17 protein-coding genes and 1 pseudogene are annotated in these 15,746 nt (G+C 55.6%); 6 read left to right on the top strand and 12 right to left on the bottom strand.

Going from position 1 to position 15,746, the window contains the following annotated elements:
* The 5 genes from KDX39_RS26070 to KDX39_RS26050 all read left to right on the top strand — a co-directional run.
* Positions 1–817: copper resistance protein B (locus tag KDX39_RS26070; protein WP_231662350.1), on the top strand; the 817-nt coding region annotated here is incomplete at its 5' end.
* A 62-nt stretch (positions 818–879) separates the two neighbouring features.
* Positions 880–1,260 (top strand): copper resistance system chaperone CopC, encoded by a 381-nt coding sequence (gene copC / locus KDX39_RS26065; protein ID WP_231662349.1) that lies wholly within the window; start codon positions 880–882, stop codon positions 1,258–1,260.
* A gap of 2 nt (positions 1,261–1,262) precedes the next feature.
* Entirely contained in the window at positions 1,263–2,195 is a 933-nt protein-coding gene (copD, locus tag KDX39_RS26060; protein ID WP_231662348.1) for a copper homeostasis membrane protein CopD, read from the top strand.
* A 55-nt stretch (positions 2,196–2,250) separates the two neighbouring features.
* Complete coding sequence (locus tag KDX39_RS26055) at positions 2,251–2,937, top strand: heavy metal response regulator transcription factor (protein ID WP_005782521.1); 687 nt, start codon at positions 2,251–2,253, stop codon at positions 2,935–2,937.
* Positions 2,934–4,295 carry a heavy metal sensor histidine kinase gene (locus tag KDX39_RS26050; protein ID WP_231662347.1) on the top strand — a complete coding sequence of 454 codons (1,362 nt, stop codon included), beginning with the start codon at positions 2,934–2,936 and terminating at the stop codon, positions 4,293–4,295. Before KDX39_RS26055 ends, KDX39_RS26050 begins: the two co-directional genes overlap by 4 nt.
* A gap of 60 nt (positions 4,296–4,355) precedes the next feature.
* Here the strand turns inward: KDX39_RS26050 and KDX39_RS26045 are convergent, their stop codons facing one another.
* Positions 4,356–4,682: a four-helix bundle copper-binding protein gene (locus KDX39_RS26045; RefSeq protein WP_058432273.1), complete on the bottom strand. Its 327-nt coding sequence runs from the start codon at positions 4,680–4,682 to the stop codon at positions 4,356–4,358.
* A gap of 296 nt (positions 4,683–4,978) precedes the next feature.
* Positions 4,979–5,392 carry a DUF411 domain-containing protein gene (locus tag KDX39_RS26040; protein ID WP_231662346.1) on the bottom strand — a complete coding sequence of 138 codons (414 nt, stop codon included), beginning with the start codon at positions 5,390–5,392 and terminating at the stop codon, positions 4,979–4,981.
* 281 nt (positions 5,393–5,673) lie between these two features.
* Between KDX39_RS26040 and KDX39_RS26035 the strand changes: the two genes are divergently transcribed.
* On the top strand, positions 5,674–6,645 hold the full coding sequence (locus tag KDX39_RS26035; protein WP_231662345.1) for a tyrosine-type recombinase/integrase: 972 nt from the start codon (positions 5,674–5,676) through the stop codon (positions 6,643–6,645).
* A 126-nt stretch (positions 6,646–6,771) separates the two neighbouring features.
* On the opposite strand, the gene KDX39_RS26030 is transcribed toward KDX39_RS26035, so the two are convergent.
* The 10 genes and pseudogenes from KDX39_RS26030 to KDX39_RS25995 form a co-directional block, all read right to left on the bottom strand.
* Positions 6,772–7,689, bottom strand: coding sequence for a hypothetical protein (locus tag KDX39_RS26030; RefSeq protein WP_231662344.1), 918 nt, complete (start codon positions 7,687–7,689; stop codon positions 6,772–6,774).
* A 138-nt stretch (positions 7,690–7,827) separates the two neighbouring features.
* Positions 7,828–8,007: a type IV secretory system conjugative DNA transfer family protein gene (locus tag KDX39_RS26025; RefSeq protein ID WP_231662343.1), complete on the bottom strand. Its 180-nt coding sequence runs from the start codon at positions 8,005–8,007 to the stop codon at positions 7,828–7,830.
* A gap of 260 nt (positions 8,008–8,267) precedes the next feature.
* On the bottom strand, positions 8,268–8,570 hold the full coding sequence (locus KDX39_RS26020) for a hypothetical protein (protein WP_003432647.1): 303 nt from the start codon (positions 8,568–8,570) through the stop codon (positions 8,268–8,270).
* A gap of 119 nt (positions 8,571–8,689) precedes the next feature.
* The gene (locus KDX39_RS26015; protein ID WP_231662342.1) at positions 8,690–9,355 is read right to left on the bottom strand and encodes a competence protein CoiA; all 666 of its coding nucleotides are present in this window, start codon (positions 9,353–9,355) and stop codon (positions 8,690–8,692) included.
* 10 nt (positions 9,356–9,365) lie between these two features.
* Positions 9,366–9,731: a hypothetical protein gene (locus tag KDX39_RS26010; RefSeq protein ID WP_024420428.1), complete on the bottom strand. Its 366-nt coding sequence runs from the start codon at positions 9,729–9,731 to the stop codon at positions 9,366–9,368.
* Between the two features lie 162 nt (positions 9,732–9,893).
* On the bottom strand, positions 9,894–10,022 hold the full coding sequence (locus tag KDX39_RS26405; RefSeq protein ID WP_255300967.1) for a hypothetical protein: 129 nt from the start codon (positions 10,020–10,022) through the stop codon (positions 9,894–9,896).
* A 967-nt stretch (positions 10,023–10,989) separates the two neighbouring features.
* Complete coding sequence (locus KDX39_RS26005; protein ID WP_231662341.1) at positions 10,990–11,631, bottom strand: SOS response-associated peptidase; 642 nt, start codon at positions 11,629–11,631, stop codon at positions 10,990–10,992.
* A gap of 221 nt (positions 11,632–11,852) precedes the next feature.
* On the bottom strand, positions 11,853–12,569 hold the full coding sequence (locus KDX39_RS26745; protein ID WP_370445645.1) for a methyl-accepting chemotaxis protein: 717 nt from the start codon (positions 12,567–12,569) through the stop codon (positions 11,853–11,855).
* Positions 12,570–12,728: 159 nt separating this feature from the next.
* Positions 12,729–12,983: pseudogene (locus KDX39_RS26740) on the bottom strand (HAMP domain-containing protein); the annotation flags it as partial.
* A gap of 1,192 nt (positions 12,984–14,175) precedes the next feature.
* Entirely contained in the window at positions 14,176–15,702 is a 1,527-nt protein-coding gene (locus KDX39_RS25995) for an IS66-like element ISPsy43 family transposase (protein ID WP_003317542.1), read from the bottom strand.
* Positions 15,703–15,746 lie beyond the last annotated feature (44 nt).

Here is a 15,746-nt window from a genome sequence, read left to right as displayed (position 1 = left end):
GGGCATGGATCATTCCAAAATGCAGGGTATGGACCATAGCCAGATGCAGGGCATGGACTCGGACATGACGACCATGGCCCCCAGCAAGCCTGCGGCACCTACCCAAAGCCGCACGCCTATTGCGCCTGTCACCGATGCTAATCGGGCAGCGGTCTACAAAAGTGCCAAAGGCCACACTGTCCATGACGAAGCGGCTAATTACTTCCTCCTGTTCGATCAACTTGAATGGCAGGACGCCGACAACGGCAGCGTCCTGAATTGGGACGTTAACGGCTGGGTGGGTGGTGACATCGACCGGCTCTGGATTCGCTCCGAGGGCGAACGTACCAGCGGCAAGACCGAATCGGCCGAGCTGCAAGCGCTGTGGGGCCATGCGATCAGTCCTTGGTGGGATCTGGTCGGCGGCGTCCGGCAAGACTTCAAACCAGGCTCGCCGCAAACCTGGGCTGCATTTGGCCTTCAGGGCCTGGCCTTGTACAACTTCGAAGCCGAAGCGACTGCGTTTCTGGGTGAAGGCGGCCAAACTGGGTTAAGGCTGGAAGGCGACTACGACATTTTGCTGACTAACCGGCTGATTTTGCAGCCCACGGCGGAGGTTAATTTCTACGGTCAGAGCGATCCTCAGCGCGGTATCGGCTCTGGCCTGTCTGAAACCGAAGTGGGGGTGCGTTTGCGTTACGAAATCTATCGGGAGTTTGCCCCGTACATTGGCGTCACCTGGAACCGCTCCTACGGCAATACAGCCGACTTTGCCCGCGAGGAAGGCGAGGACCGCAGCGAGACCCGCTTAGTGCTGGGTGTGCGCATGTGGTTCTGAGCCGTTCTAGTCTGAAAATCTGATCCCCCACGAACGGCCTTTTTGGGCTGTAAGGAGTTCGCATGTTGTTGAACCGCACACGTTTCGTCACGCTCTTTGCCGCTGGGATGCTGGTCAGCGCATTGGCCCAAGCCCACCCCAAGCTGGTGTCTTCGACTCCGGCTGAAGGCAGTGAAGGCGCGGCCCCTGGCAAGATCGAGCTGCATTTCTCCGAAAACCTTGTTGCCCAATTTTCCGGCGCAAAGCTGGTCATGACGGCGATGCCAGGCATGGAACACTCACCGATGGCAGTCAAAACAGCGGTATCAGGCGGCGGTGACCCCAAGACCATGATTATCACCCCGGCCTCACCTCTGACGGCAGGCACCTACAAGGTCGATTGGCGGGCAGTGTCTTCCGATACCCACCCGATTACCGGTAGCGTGACGTTTAAGGTCAAGTAAACATGGAAGATCCGCTCAGCATCGCAGTTCGTTTCGCGCTGTATACCGATTTGATGATGCTGTTCGGGCTGGCCCTCTTTGGCCTTTACAGCCTACGCGGCCTAGAACGCCGCTCGGGCGCCGTATTGCCTTTCAGGCCCCTTCTGAGCGCGACCGCTTTGATCGGCCTGCTTTTGTCGGTTGTCTCCATTGTGCTCATGGCCAAAGCCATGAGCGGTGCGTCTGAATGGCTAGAGGCTGTGCCTCACGTCGAGATGATGGTGACGCAGACGGAGCTTGGCACTGCCTGGCTCATCCGCATGGCCGCACTGGTGGGGGCTGCTGTGGCCATCGCCTTCAACCTTCGGGTGCCCATGGCAAGCCTGCTGATGGTTTCGCTGCTGGGAGGCGTGGCCCTGGCGACCTTGGCCTGGACAGGCCACGGAGCCATGGACGAAGACGCCCGGCGCTTTTGGCACTTCAGCGCGGACATCCTTCATCTGTGGTCCTCGGGCGGTTGGTTCGGCGCGCTGGTGGCTTTTGCACTGATGCTGCGGCCCAACAAGGTCGAAACCCTACAGTCAGTCCAGGTGCTGTCGCGCACGCTCAGCGGTTTCGAACGGGCCGGCGCTGTGATCGTGGCGCTGATCGTCCTCACGGGTGTGGTGAACTATCTGTTCATCGTCGGCCCCCAGATCAGTGGCGTGTTGAAAAGCACCTACGGGGTGTTGCTGCTGGGCAAGCTGGCACTGTTTGGCCTAATGATCGGATTGGCCTCGGCTAACCGCTTTATCCTGAGCCCGGCGTTTGAACGGGCGGTCCACCACGGCCAATACGCGCGGGCGGCTCGGTCGATCCGCTACAGCATGGCTCTGGAGCTGGCTGCCGCTGTTGTGGTGTTGGGCCTGATTGCCTGGCTTGGCACGCTGTCCCCTGAGATGGAAGCGGGGATGTGAGTGTGCCTGGCCCTGTTTTACCGTCACACTGGGCCGGTGCCGTGGAGGGTCGAACATGAAACTGCTGGTAGCCGAAGACGAACCTAAAACTGGAATCTATCTGCAGCAAGGCCTGCGGGAGGCCGGCTTCAATGTGGACCGCGTGGTCACAGGCACAGATGCCGTTGACCAGGCGCTCAATGAAGCCTATGACCTGTTGATTCTCGACGTGATGATGCCAGGCCTCGATGGCTGGGAAGTCATCAGACGCCTTCGCACCGCTGGCCAGTCCGTACCGGTGCTATTTCTGACCGCACGCGACGGAGTAGACGACCGAGTCAAGGGGCTGGAGCTGGGCGCCGATGATTACCTGGTCAAGCCATTTGCTTTTTCAGAACTGCTGGCACGGGTACGAACGCTACTGCGGCGCGGTAGCAGCAGCCTGCCGGTTCAAACGAGCCTGCAAATCGGAGACCTTCAGGTAGATTTGCTCAAGCGTCGGGCCACCCGGGGCGGCAAGCGAATCGACCTGACGGCCAAAGAGTTTGCATTGCTGGAATTGCTGATGCGCCGGCAAGGTGAGGTGCTGTCCAAATCGCTGATAGCCTCCCAGGTCTGGGACATGAATTTTGACAGCGACACAAATGTCATCGAGGTGGCCATACGGCGGTTAAGGGCCAAGATTGACGATGACTTCGAGGCAAAACTGCTGCATACCTGCCGGGGAATGGGTTACATGCTAGACGCGCAGGACGAAGGATGAAGCCTGGCTCACTCACCCTGCGCTTGAGCCTTCTGTTTGTGGTCGCGGTCGCCGTCGTTCTTATCATCGTGGGGGGCGCCTTCAACGAACTGAGCCGTCACCACTTCCGCGCCCTGGATGCGCAGACGCTGGGAGAAAAGCTGGAAGCGATTAACCAGATTGCCAAGGAATCAGACGCTAACCCGGAACTGCTTAAGGCGCGCTGGCACACCCTCTTGGGAGCCCATCCTGACCTCAGCGCTGTATTTCTGAAGATCGATGGGAAACCTTTTTTTGCAGAACCTCCTCAATCAGCAGCGCCATCGCTCACGCAGGCCACCCAGCGCGATGGTGTCTGGGAGTGGGAAAACGAAGGCCGCATGTTCAGGGCTTTGACCGCCTCAGTATCGCTGCCCACTGCCAGCCCGCCATTGACCGCGTGGCTTGTCCTGGACGTCACCACGCATATGCACTTCTTTGCCATGCTTGAACGCTGGTTCTGGGGCGTTCTATTGGCTAGTACCGTGTTAAGCGCGGCCCTAGGGTGGCTGGTCGCCAAGAACGGACTGCGGCCGGTGGCCAAGGTGACCCAAACCGCCGCCTCGATGTCCGCTGGCTCGCTAAAGGAACGCATTCCCTTGGAGCCGGTACCGGATGAGTTGCGTGAGCTCATCACCGCGTTCAATTCCATGCTCGGTCGCCTGGACGATTCCTTTGTGCGCCTATCGAATTTTTCCGCTGACATCGCGCATGAACTTCGTACCCCGATCAGCAACCTGCGGACCCACACCGAGGTTATCCTGGCCAAAAAGCGTGCGCCCGAGGTGTACGAAGAGAATTTGAGCTCCAACCTGGAAGAGCTCAACCGTCTTTCGGGAATCATCGACGGCATGCTGTTCCTGGCCAAGTCCGATAACGGACTAGTTGTGCCCGAGCCTGTTGAACTGGACCTGAGAACGGTCATCAGCAAGCTGTTCGGCTATTACGAGTTTCTGGCCGAGGACAAGGGGATTCAGCTGCAAGCATCAGGCAACGCTTCTATCTTCGCGGACAGCGTGATGGTCGACCGTATCGTGTCAAACCTGCTGTCCAATGCCCTGCGCTACACGCCGTCAGGGGAGACTATCAAGGTCAGCATCCACGACCACGGAGGGCGGGTAGAGCTTTGGGTGGAAAACCCTGGTCCCGAAATAGCCCCGCAGCACCTGGACCGCATCTTTGACCGGTTCTACCAGGTGGACCCTGCGCGGCGAGAAGGCGCCGGGAATTCGGGGTTGGGGCTGGCGATTGCCCGGTCCTTGATGCAAGCACATGGCGGCACTATCTCGTGTACGTCAACTAGCCGCCGAACAGCCTTTATCCTAACGTTTGTGCGCTAGGGCTAAGATCGTACAGCCTCGCACGGCGGCTATGCTCGGGCCTCCTAGCCAAACGCTGGCTTAGGCCGCCATCGCCTCACAGGCCTGAGCGCAGGCATGGCAAGCCTGAGCGCAATGCTGGCAGTGATTGGCCTCGTGATTGCCGCACTCGTCTGCGCAGGCTTTACAGGCCTTTGCGCACAGGGCGCAGAATTCTTTGGCCAAAGGACTTTGGCGTGCCATCAAAGTCGCCGCTAGCCTGCACATATCTGCGCAATCCCTGTCCAGCTTTATGCAGTTCGCCATCATTTGAACATCCTGCTCTTGCAAGCAGGCTGAAGCACAGCTTTCACAAGCCATTGCACAGCGTAGGCACTCTAAAATGCAATCATCATAACCACTGTTCATGAGTAATCTCCGGGGTTGTCGGTCGATTTAAACGTTGAACTCAATGCCTTCTTCTCAAGGCACAGTAAGTCCGACTGATCCAGGCATTACGAGTTTCTCAAGTTTTATTACATTTCTGTAAGGTAAGGAAAAGGCTACCTATCATTAGCTTGTTAGCTCAATGGAGATCACTTGCTGCAAAGCAGTTACCAGACCAACCAAATAAGTTTTCGCCTATCGACCGCTCACCCTCCCATTAGCCAGGCGTCGCTGTCGTCCCGCTAAGTCGGCACAAGCCCAGTGGGTGTGGAGAAGAGTCATTGCGATGGGTAGTCAGCCACCACCTCCTGCTCGCCGGTTTTCTTCAGGCCAATGATTTGATAAGCGCTTTTGTGGCCAGTTTCCATGCCGGGTGAGCCCATTGGCATGCCGGGTGCGGCCACGCCGATCAGGTCGGTCCGGCGTTGAAGCTCAGCGATTTGTTGCACCGGTACATGTCCCTCGATGAACTTGCCATTTACTACGCCGGTATGACACGACATTAATTTATCAGGCACACCCAGTTTGGCCTTCACCGGGCTCATGTTTTCTGCGAGATGGTCATTGACCGTGAAGCCATTGTCCCGCAGGTAAGCAATCCACTTGGAGCAGCATCCGCAATTGGGGTCCCGGTACACGTCGATTACTTGCGCAGGAGCGGCTTGCGTCAATGACGCGACCGCCAGCGCCATGGCTGCGACAGTGCGCCGTCCAGCGGTAGTAAGACTTATGAATTTCATGTGCGGCCATCCTATAAACTGAGTGATTTGCAGCTTACCTTGCTTCAATGAGCTAGAAAAATGGAGTAATCGGCGCTTGAGATTTTGGACTGCTCAGCGTTTGCATCAGTACCCGACGTCATGCCATATGTTGTTTGGACAGGGTTGATTCAACGCACCATGCTTCGGTCGCTGCTTAATCAGTGTAAGAAATACGTTATCACCACTTATTGACCTGCAGGCACGGGTATTCGATGAAAGACTTGACGAACTCCAGCTCCACCGATCTACCTGCCATAGAGCGCCGTCTGACTGCTGCCGAATTCCAGCACCTTGCCGCCGTGCCAGCAGCGGTTGAGTGGTTTGCGAATATCGACAATCCCCGTACCCGCCGTGCCTATCAGAATGACCTTGAAGACTTCTGCAGCTTTGTCGGGCTCACCGGTGCCGAAGAATTTCGCGCAGTGACCCGCTCTCACGTTTTAGCCTGGCGCGCACAGTTGGAACTGCGAGGTCTGGCAGGTGCCACGATCCGGCGCAAACTGGCAGCGTTGGCCAGCCTCTTCGATCACCTCCTAGAAAACAACGCGGTCGCGGGAGGTAATCCCGTGCATGGCGTCAAACGGCCCCGGATTGAGAGTAATGAAGGCAAGACACCGGCCCTCGGTGATCATCAGGCTAAACAGCTGCTCGATGCCCCGGACACTGAAACGCTCAAGGGTCTGCGCGATAGGGCCATTTTGGCCGTGCTGCTGTACCACGGCTTGCGTCGAGAGGAAGCTGCGCTCCTGAAGACCAGCGATCTGCAGGAGCGACGTGGCATCAAACACCTGCGGGTGCATGGCAAAGGCAGCAAGATCCGCTTTCTGCCCCTTCATCCAGTGGCAGCCGAGCGCATTTATGCATACCTGGAAAAGGATGTTGAACGTGATGCCGCGCCAGGTCCGCTGTTTCGCTCGATGCGTGGCACAACCACCGGCGCCAGTGTCACTGCCAATGGTCTTTACACCATTGTTGCGCAGTGGGCACGCGTGGCAGGCATTGAGGTCGAGCGGTTGGGTGTACATGGTTTGCGAGCAACTGCAGCGACCAATGCCCTGGAGCATGACGCCGATATCGCCAAGGTGCAGATGTGGCTGGGGCACGCGAACATCAGTACCACCCGCCTCTACGACCGGCGCGGCCAGCGGCCTGAGGATTCACCGACATTCAAAGTGAAGTACTGAGCCTGCTCTTCCTGACTAAAAACCAAGAAGCCCAGTAATACGAGGCTAATTAGCTCGTGCAATTAAAAATAGGCCGCTGCCCATCGCCATGTCCACTGCGTATTAAGGTGACGCTCAGATCGAGATTCATCTCCTATTGAAGAGATGGATCGGGTTCATTCGCTGCCACCACTTGGGAACAGGCTCTTGGACAGAAATGAAGCCAGATAACCAATCTACGTAATCTTCGTCTTTCGGAATAAGCCCACCCTGACGTGCTTTCTCAAAGTCAGCTGTTGCGTTTTTTGGTGGCGCTCCCCTTAACTTAGACTTGTACCGTTTTGTGAGCGTAGCGCTATGGTATTGCAAATCTTCACACAGCTTAACGCTGAAAAAAATAATGTCATCGGTATAAAGAGAAATGGCTTTAATCGACCCCTCGTACTCTTGGTTCGTATGCCTTTCCTGATAGCACAAGCCTAAGTACATATCCTCGAATGTTGCACCTTCGGGTAACTGTTTGTTTTTGAAGCTGGTCAAAAGCTCGTTCCGCTTTGACAATGCTCCATTCAGATTTTCTACGGAATCAGCAAGAGCAGTTACAGAGGCAATTGTTCGTCCTCCCGCGGAAAGTCGGCTTAGGACGATGTCTTGTATTGTAGCAATGGGAGGTGAAATACCTTGTAAAAACATAAGGTTGGGCCTAATTTCGAGCGGTGTTTGATGTAGAATCTGACCACTCAAGATTTTGGCTTTGTGCGCTCTAAATCTTTCCTGATCAGCATCGTAAGAACTCTTTAGGTTGTTTACGTGTTGTTTTTTTAATGAAAGAGCAACGTTAGCCACTGATGTTGCGAGCGCTATAACCGAGTTTGTAGATTGAAATTCCTTAACCAGCTCCTCCCTAAATTTCCCCCTTTCTGCTATGCGCTGCGCTGCGATCGCACCAGCGAACGCTCCTGCCAGCGAGGTAAAGAACGATGAGTTCGCAAAACTTTTGGTGTTCTCCCACAGCGGTGACATGAGGCGGGAAAGCTCTGCGTATACCGAAGCTATGTCATCCACGTATATAATCTCACTATAGGGGTTCGGAAATATGGGTACTGTCTGACTGCTTTCTAGTCTAACCGATCTTATTGAAAAGCATGCTTCAAATCATTGACAAGAGGGAAAACTATTGCCTCACGCACGTTGTTTTCCTATTTACTTCGAGGGCCAAGGCGACGGCTTTGTGTAGCCCCGCTTACGGCTCGCGGAAACATCGCCCTTCGGCAGCACGTTTGGAATGATAAAGGCGACTCCAGCCCCGTGGCCTGGTGGTGCCATGACTACCGGAATATCGATTCCGTTACTGGTGGTGACGATCAATGTTTCTTTGGCCATCGCGATTCTTCCTTGTTTTCGCGGACGCGAAAATGGGCGCCCTTCTACGCACCTGGCCCCACGTTTTGAAGGCGGGGCTTGGGTGTTCCTGGCGACAATTCATAGTCGATCTCGCCATGCTCACGCGCTGCACGCTCAACCCCCGTGAACAGCCACAGAAGAAGGAGCAGGCCGCCGATCATCGAGAGGGCTACGGATCGTCTCGTCATTCTTGGGCTCCACCAAGATCATCCCGTACCCGACGTACCGGGCGGGGTTTATTACAGGCTCTTCGCCGTTTCAAGGATTTCAGCAATCAGCGCTCTCAGATCTTCGGCGTCTTCGGGGCTCAATGTCACTTGCCAGAACAGGTCAGTGCCGACACCACCGGTAACGCGAACCACCGGCTGTCGTTCCAAGCCAAAATGGTCGTCTTCAAACCGTACCTGGTTGAGTGGAGCTGCCAGCTTGGTATAGGGCTGACCAATGCCGACGTGCAGAGAAAAAGGTGAGACTTGAAATTTGACAGGTGCTGCCACCGGCAGTGCAGCAACTGGGTTGTACTCACGAGTTTGCATAAACATGATGGGTTCCTTGATTTAGAAGACGCGAGAACCACGTCTCTCCTACTGCCGCTGCCCAGTTTTTAAGGGCTGGGCTTGTCGTGTACCTGGGCGGCGGATCAGCCCCCTTTTCCTATCTATCAGAAAGCGGACGCTGGCCCGCCATTTCTGCTGAAATCTGACGTCCCTTGAATCAACGCAGCGGTGAACAGTGAGCGATCTACCAGAAGCGCGACTCCCTCTTTGCTTTTAGGATCGAATTTACACACTCTCCAGAAACCGTACTTGTCACCAAAATCGATGAATACCGGCGTTGTGGTGTGCCAACGGTGAAACAATTTGCTCCTGCCGTACCATCGAAAAAATGCAAATCCATCGGCATCAGGTCGGCTTCGCATATTGGAAAAATTTACGGAGTCAAACTCACTTTTTGACCCATCGATTACCCACACCATTCGCTGGTAGAAACTCTCACGAGCGTTTACTTCTGCTGGGTCGATAGTGGAACGTTGAAACTCGACAACCACTCCATGCTCCGTACGGACGTCGGCGATGTGTTTTTCGCCCGTAAGTGCTTCGTATTGGACGACTTCCTGCCAGTCCTTCGGGAACCGATCCTTCCACTGTCGATGCCATTCTGTTTCGGCCTCCCACCAGCGATCACAGGTGCTCAAGGACAGATGAGACCAGTGCCAAATGACATGCTTTCCACATTTGGCAACAACCTCCCCATCGCAGGCGCGGCATACCCCTCGCATTTTGGGCTGTGCCTCAGACTTCACTCCGTTGACGTTCGCATATCGCATTTAGGAATTCCTATAAGACTTCAGCGACTACAAACTGCGTAGCGGTTTCGAACAGCCCCACAACAATCTCTCGATCCTCGCGGGCGAGCTTATAGGCGTCGGCAAAGTGCTCGAACCGCTGCGCAAGCCCCGGACTCTTTGTCCAACTTCGGGATGTAGCGAGCGGGCTATCCTTAAAGTCCGCTAGAAATTCATCGCTCGCTGGAATGTGGACGACATACCCGAGAAAAGGAGCATCCTGGGGAAGTCTCAATTCCTCACGAACGTCATTCAAATCGCGCCGGACTAGGCCAAGCGACTCGGCGGTTTTACGCTTTGCTTCAGCGGATTGGGCCGAGCGCTCTGCTTGAGTACCACGTTGCTTTGCTTCTCCCATTTGGGGCTCCTCCTTTCCTTAAGACTGCGCTTGGGCGCGGGCCTGTTGCACCAGCTCCATGCAACGCAGACCTGGGCCAATCCGGCACTGTCGACGCTCACGAAAAAGCCCCATGATCCAATGAAAAAAGCTACCGTCATGGTAGCTTCTGTCAGCTAAAACCTATTTCTTTGAGGACTTGCTAGGCTTCAAATCGGGATTATTTCCTTGTGTATCTTTATTGTCACGACGACGCTTATCTACTTCGCCGGTTGATTTAGCAATTGGCTTTGGGCCTGGTTTAATAGCCATAAGACTTCTCCTTAAAATTAAAATCGCTTACCCCTATAGCCCACAATATTGCAGGCTAAAGGGAGGTTCGACCCCGGAAAAATGGATCCAATCAATGCTACTGATGCCACTATGCCAGCGCAATCGCAAAAGCATGTCGGATTGTTGCTTGATCCACAGTCAAATAGGGTTTGCTGTGATCAAGGTAAGCATGACCGAGGATGGTCAGTACAGTCTCCACGTCGCCAGTCGCAGCCAGCACCTTTGCCGCCAACGAGCGCCGTCCGCTGTGCGATGAACCTTGCTTTATGCCCGCCTGCCGATAAAGCCTGCTGATTGTCTGTTGGAGCGAATCACAGGCCCGGTACACCTCTGGCCCACTGTCCAGCTGGCGGTGCTTGAACGCCAATTCAAATGCTTGGCCCTTGTGTGTAGTGACCAGTTTTGAACCTGGGCGCAGGCCTCGGTATTCTTGCCCCAGCGGCGGCGCAAGCGGACTGAGATCCAGCCTTCCAGGGCGGCAAGGCATCGCGGATGAGTCAGGTACACATTGCGCGGTCGACAGCCCTTGGTGATTTCTGCGCGTAGGTACACTTCGGGCTTGATAGCCCCGCTGGGATACAGCACATCAGCGACCTCCAGCAAGGCCAATTCGGTGACGCGAACCCCAGTGGTATGTGTGAGCCACAAGAGCATCACTTCGCGCTCTGGTAAACGGCCAGTCACAGATGCTACGCGGATTAAGTGTTTGAATTGTCCAGGGCGAAGGGATGTTGCTCGGCGGATGGATGCAGTCATGGGGCTCTCTGTCAGGATTGGTGACGAATTGCGAGCGATCCTGAGAGAGTTAGCAAGGGGCCTCCTGAATAGCTTACAGGCCCGCGTGCCAGGTGTTCACGGAAAATGCTACCGCGCCTGCGGCTTGGTGGCTGGTGACAGCCAGCGCGACACGTCACCCTGTCCATCACCAGCTCCAGGGAAGACATGATCACATATCCACGGTCAGCCGATCTGCCGGGTACTGGTTCATGAACGCTGCGCTCTGCTCCGGCCGCGCGGTCAACCAGTCCGCATACGAGCCCTTGGGTAAAATCACTACCATGCGCTTTTCGTCTTGGGGTTTGTGATACGCCTTCATGAAGTCGTGATCATCTGCATTCACGGTCAGCATGGTGTAGCTGTGCAGGAGCTGGTCGGTGGACGGATCGCGCCACTGCTCCCATAGGCCCGCAATGCCCAGCAGCTCGCCGTCTGCACGGACTATACGCGTGGCAACTGCCTTGCCCGATCGCCAGTCCGGCTCATATATGGCAACCGCCGGGATAATGCAGTGTTGCGCGTGGCGCCATGCATGCCGGAACGACGGTTTCTCTGCAGCTGTCTCTGACCGAGCATTGTACGTGCGCCTGGCTATTTTACTGTCCTTGCTCCAGGACGGGATCAGCCCAAAGGAGCCAGTCAGCACCTCCATAGCTGCAGGAGATTCTTCGTCTTCGGCACGTCCGTCAGGGCTACGCAGGACTGGGCCTATGTAACCAGGCCACAAATCAAGTCTGCCTTGCTCGAACGGTGCTACTCCGAATGCCTCGGCGACCAGATGCGGTGACGGTGCTTCGTAATGGCTGCACATAGAGCCTCACTGGAACATGTAGATGTCCTACTGAGAGACGCCGCCCTGTAACCGTCCGGGCAAGTCATCTAGCGTAGCTGGCTCTATTGTTTTACGAGATTGCGCAACGATGAAGCTCAGCCCTCAATGTCGATCAGGGACTGCCGGGCATCATCACCCCAGTCAGACCCGATCAAAGCACTTTCTCGTGCTATCAACAATTGAAACGCTTGAGATTCCTTTCAAGCGTTGCTGGATAACTTAAACTTGCCGACTACGCTGCGAAGTTCATTAGCGAGCAATGAAAGCTCGTCAGCCGTTACGGCGTTGTCCTCTACGCCTTCCATGACGATTAAGCTGCTGTTTCGAATGCCGATGACGTTGCGATTGATATCCTCTGAGACCGAATGTTGCTGCACCGCCGCACTTGCAATCTGAGTGTTCATGCCCACAATTCCGTCTACTGCTTCATTGATCTGGTTCAGGCTGCCAGACGCTTGGCTCGCTGCCTGAATGCATTCCCTAGCTCGGGTTTGCCCAGCTTTCATCTGTTGAACAGCGGCATCAGTAGCGCCTTGCAACTGTTGGATGATCCGTCGAATTTCTTCTGTGGAGTTTTGTGTGCGCGAGGCCAGAGTCCGCACTTCGTCAGCCACGACCGCGAAACCACGGCCTTGCTCGCCAGCTCGCGCCGCCTCGATGGCCGCGTTGAGGGCCAGCAGGTTAGTCTGATCCGCGATGGTACTGATGACCTCGATGACACCACCGATTTCTTTGCTGTGTGTCGCTAACGCTTCGACTTTGCTTGCACTGAGCTCCACTTCGTTGGCCAACGCCTCAATAGCGGCACTTGTTTCAATCATAACTTTCAAGCCGTCGTTAGACGCACTGCTTGCAGATTCAGCGGCACGTGCTGCGCCCTCGGTATTCTGGGCCACGTCGGCAACGCTCGCGGTCATTTCGTTGATGGCAGTAGCAACCTGCTCGGTTTCAGCCTGTTGTGAGTTCATTGAGGCTTTGGCTTGGCCTATGGAGATCTCTAGTCGCTTTGCCGCATCTGAGACTGAATGCGAGCTACGCTCCACCTGGCTCAGTGAGCCAGAGAAGGCCGTTACCATGCGGTTAAGTCCCTCGCCTACATCACCGATTTCATCGTGGCTGTTGATTCGGACGCGCGCGCTCAGATCGCCTTGAGCAATACGTGCCGTCACAGCTAGGAGCTCATCAACCCCAATCCGCAGAGCCTTGTAGATGCCGACGAACGCATAGAGCAGCAGTATCGCAATGGCGATAAATAGCTCAGTGCCGAAAGTACGCTCATTACTCAGTGTATTCAGACGCTCATCAATTCGAATTCGCAGCGATTCCTGCATCTGATCCTGAGCTTTGTAAAACTGAGCAACGACGGCGTTTCCACGCTCGCCCAAGGTGTTGGCATTCACGTTTGAGCGCTTGCTCGGATCAAGGTAGTCCACCAGGTCTTTACGCAGATTTTCCAGGTCGGTAATGGCTGTTGTTACAGACGGCTGAACTACACCAGATAATTTCGGCTCTTCTCGGCGAAGCAGGGAAAGGCTCTGCTGCAACTCTTGACGCGTTAGCAGCTCCTGTTTCAACAAAGTCTGGGCAAAAATACGAGTGGTGTCGTCCAGAGGACGGTCAGCGCTAAAACCGCTGGCCAGACCGCGAATCTGTCCGACCAGATTTATTTGCCGAGGCAGACGTATAGAGCTTAGATCGATGAGGTACAACGAACCTGCATCTTCGTCCAAAATCATGCCGGAAGTGGCCGTAATGTAGTAAACGAAATTCATTAGGTCGGTTAACTGGTCGTTCCACGCGGAAAAGATCACCAAAGGTGCTTCGCCTGCTTTGGCGCGTTCAACCAGCTGCACACTAGCGGTACGCAACGTCTGAACTCGGTCTGTCGTTGCCAGTTGGGTGCTAAATTTTGCGTCCTGCGCAGCAAGAGTCGCATAGGCATCGTTAAGCTTTTCAGCATTGCGTGCTGCATTGGCTACTGCGTTGGTGTCACCGCTGAGCATGCCGTGTGTCAGCGCCCTCTGAATCATGGTTAGACGCAGGATAGGGGTGACGTCCAACAAGTATTGTTGACCCACCTGTTCATGCTTGATGCCCGTGATGCTCGTGTTCAGTGAAAGCATCGCCCGGGTGCCTAGCAGGAGCAGAGGAATCAGGACAATAAATCCCAAAATTGCGAATTTCATGGGGAATCGAACACGGTTGGTAACGAACAGGGCAGGCGCTAATAAATTCATCGGGTTCTCGATCACTCAAGGTCTGTGAGTGCTTTCTTAGGCGTTAAAAAGTGCCCATCTCTCATTTATGGTTATGAGGTAATGAAAGCATTCCAAGAGATCTTCCTCAAAAGCCGCTTACTCTCCTTTGTTACAGGATCGAATTGCCGCGCTTCTCTTGGTACGAAAACTATCGGCTGAACCGGGCGAAGCTGTAGGGAGGAATGCATGGATAACCAGCATAAAGGCTAAGTAGACCGGTAATGGCACCAGTTGGAGGTGCGTCCGGGCATCCCGTCTTGCGCAACTAAACCGGTCGCCACCTATGCGGTAGTAGCTCCGCAATCTCACTTGCCCGCTGCGTCGGCAGGCGCGTGAGGACGTCCTTCAAATAAGCATACGGATCATGGCCGTTGAGTCGCGCCGATTGGATCAAACTCATGATCGCCGCTGCACGTTTACCGCTGCGTAACGATCCCGCGAACAGCCAGTTCGAACGCCCAAGAGCCCACGGCCGGATTTGATTCTCGCACCAGTTATTATCGATGGGCACGGCACCGTCATCGAGATAGCGCGTCAGCGCTATCCAGCGTTTGAGACTGTAATCCAGCGCCTTGGCGATGGCCGAACCCTCAGGCACAAGCTGTCTTTGGGCGATCATCCAGGTATGAAGTGCGTCGGCGATTGGCGCTGCTTTTTCCTGCCGTATTCGCTGCCGATCACCCGGCTCCAGCTCTCGGACTTCTCGTTCAGCTTCGTACAAGGCCGCGATGTAGTTCAGCGCTTTTTCGGCGACCTGGCTCTTGTTGGTCACGTGCAAGTCGAAGAACTTCCGGCGGGCATGGGCCATGCAGCCGATCTCCGTAACGCCCAGTTCAAAGCCTGCCTTGTAGCCGGCAAAGTCATCGCAGACCAGCTTGCCGTTCCAACTGCCCAAGAAGGCTCGGGCATGTTCGCCAGCGCGGCTCGGGCTGAAGTCGTAAACGACCGCCGCCAGGTTGGAGAACTGACTGGTGGCATAGGCCCAGACGTAAGCGCGATGAGTTTTTTTCGCACCAGGCGTCAGCATTTGTACCGGCGTCTCGTCGGCGTGAACGACGTCGTGCGTCAGCACGGCTTCGCGCAGCGCATCAACCAGCGGCTGTAATTGCACGCCGCAGTTGCCCACCCACTGCGCCAAGGTCGAACGGGCGATGGGCAGCCCGGCGCGGCCGAAGATTTTCTCTTGGCGATACAGCGGCAGATGGTCGGCAAACTTGGCCACCATGATGTGGGCCAGCAGGCCTGCGGTCGGGACGCCTTTGTCGATGACGTGCGCCGGTACCGGCGCCTGGATCAGTGTTTCGCACTGTTCGCAGGCCCACTTTCCACGGATGTGGCGTTCGACTGTGAACACGCCGGGCGTGTAGTCGAGCTTTTCGCTGGCGTCTTCGCCGATGCGCTTGAGTGCGCAGCCGCACTGGCAGTGGCTGTTGTCCGGTTCGTGATGGATCAGTGTGCGAGGAAACTGCGGTGGCAGCGGTGCGCGCTTGGGTTGCTGGCGCACTTTGGCTTCGACAGGTGCCGGTTGCAGCGCCTCAAACTCGGCTTCGATAGCGGCGATATCCGTATCGATCAAGTCGTCGAGCAGGCTGGCTTGATCCGGGCTCAACTGCTCGCTGCGCTTGGCAAACTTGAAGCGTTTGAGCAGCGCGATCTCGTGGGCCAGCTTCTCGTTGACCGATTTGTGATGAGTGATTTGCTTGTCCATCGTCTCGACGCGCTGGATCAACTGCGCCGCCAAGGCACGCAGTTCTTCAGGGTTTAATTGATCGAGATTCGGATGCGAAGTCATGCCGCCGATTTTGCCAGAGAGGGCTAGTGGCGGCGATAGACTGA

The organism is Pseudomonas sp. CDFA 610, assembly GCF_021147865.1.
GTDB lineage: Bacteria > Pseudomonadota > Gammaproteobacteria > Pseudomonadales > Pseudomonadaceae > Aquipseudomonas > Aquipseudomonas alliivorans.
This window is presented reverse-complemented; position numbering and strand designations above follow the sequence as displayed.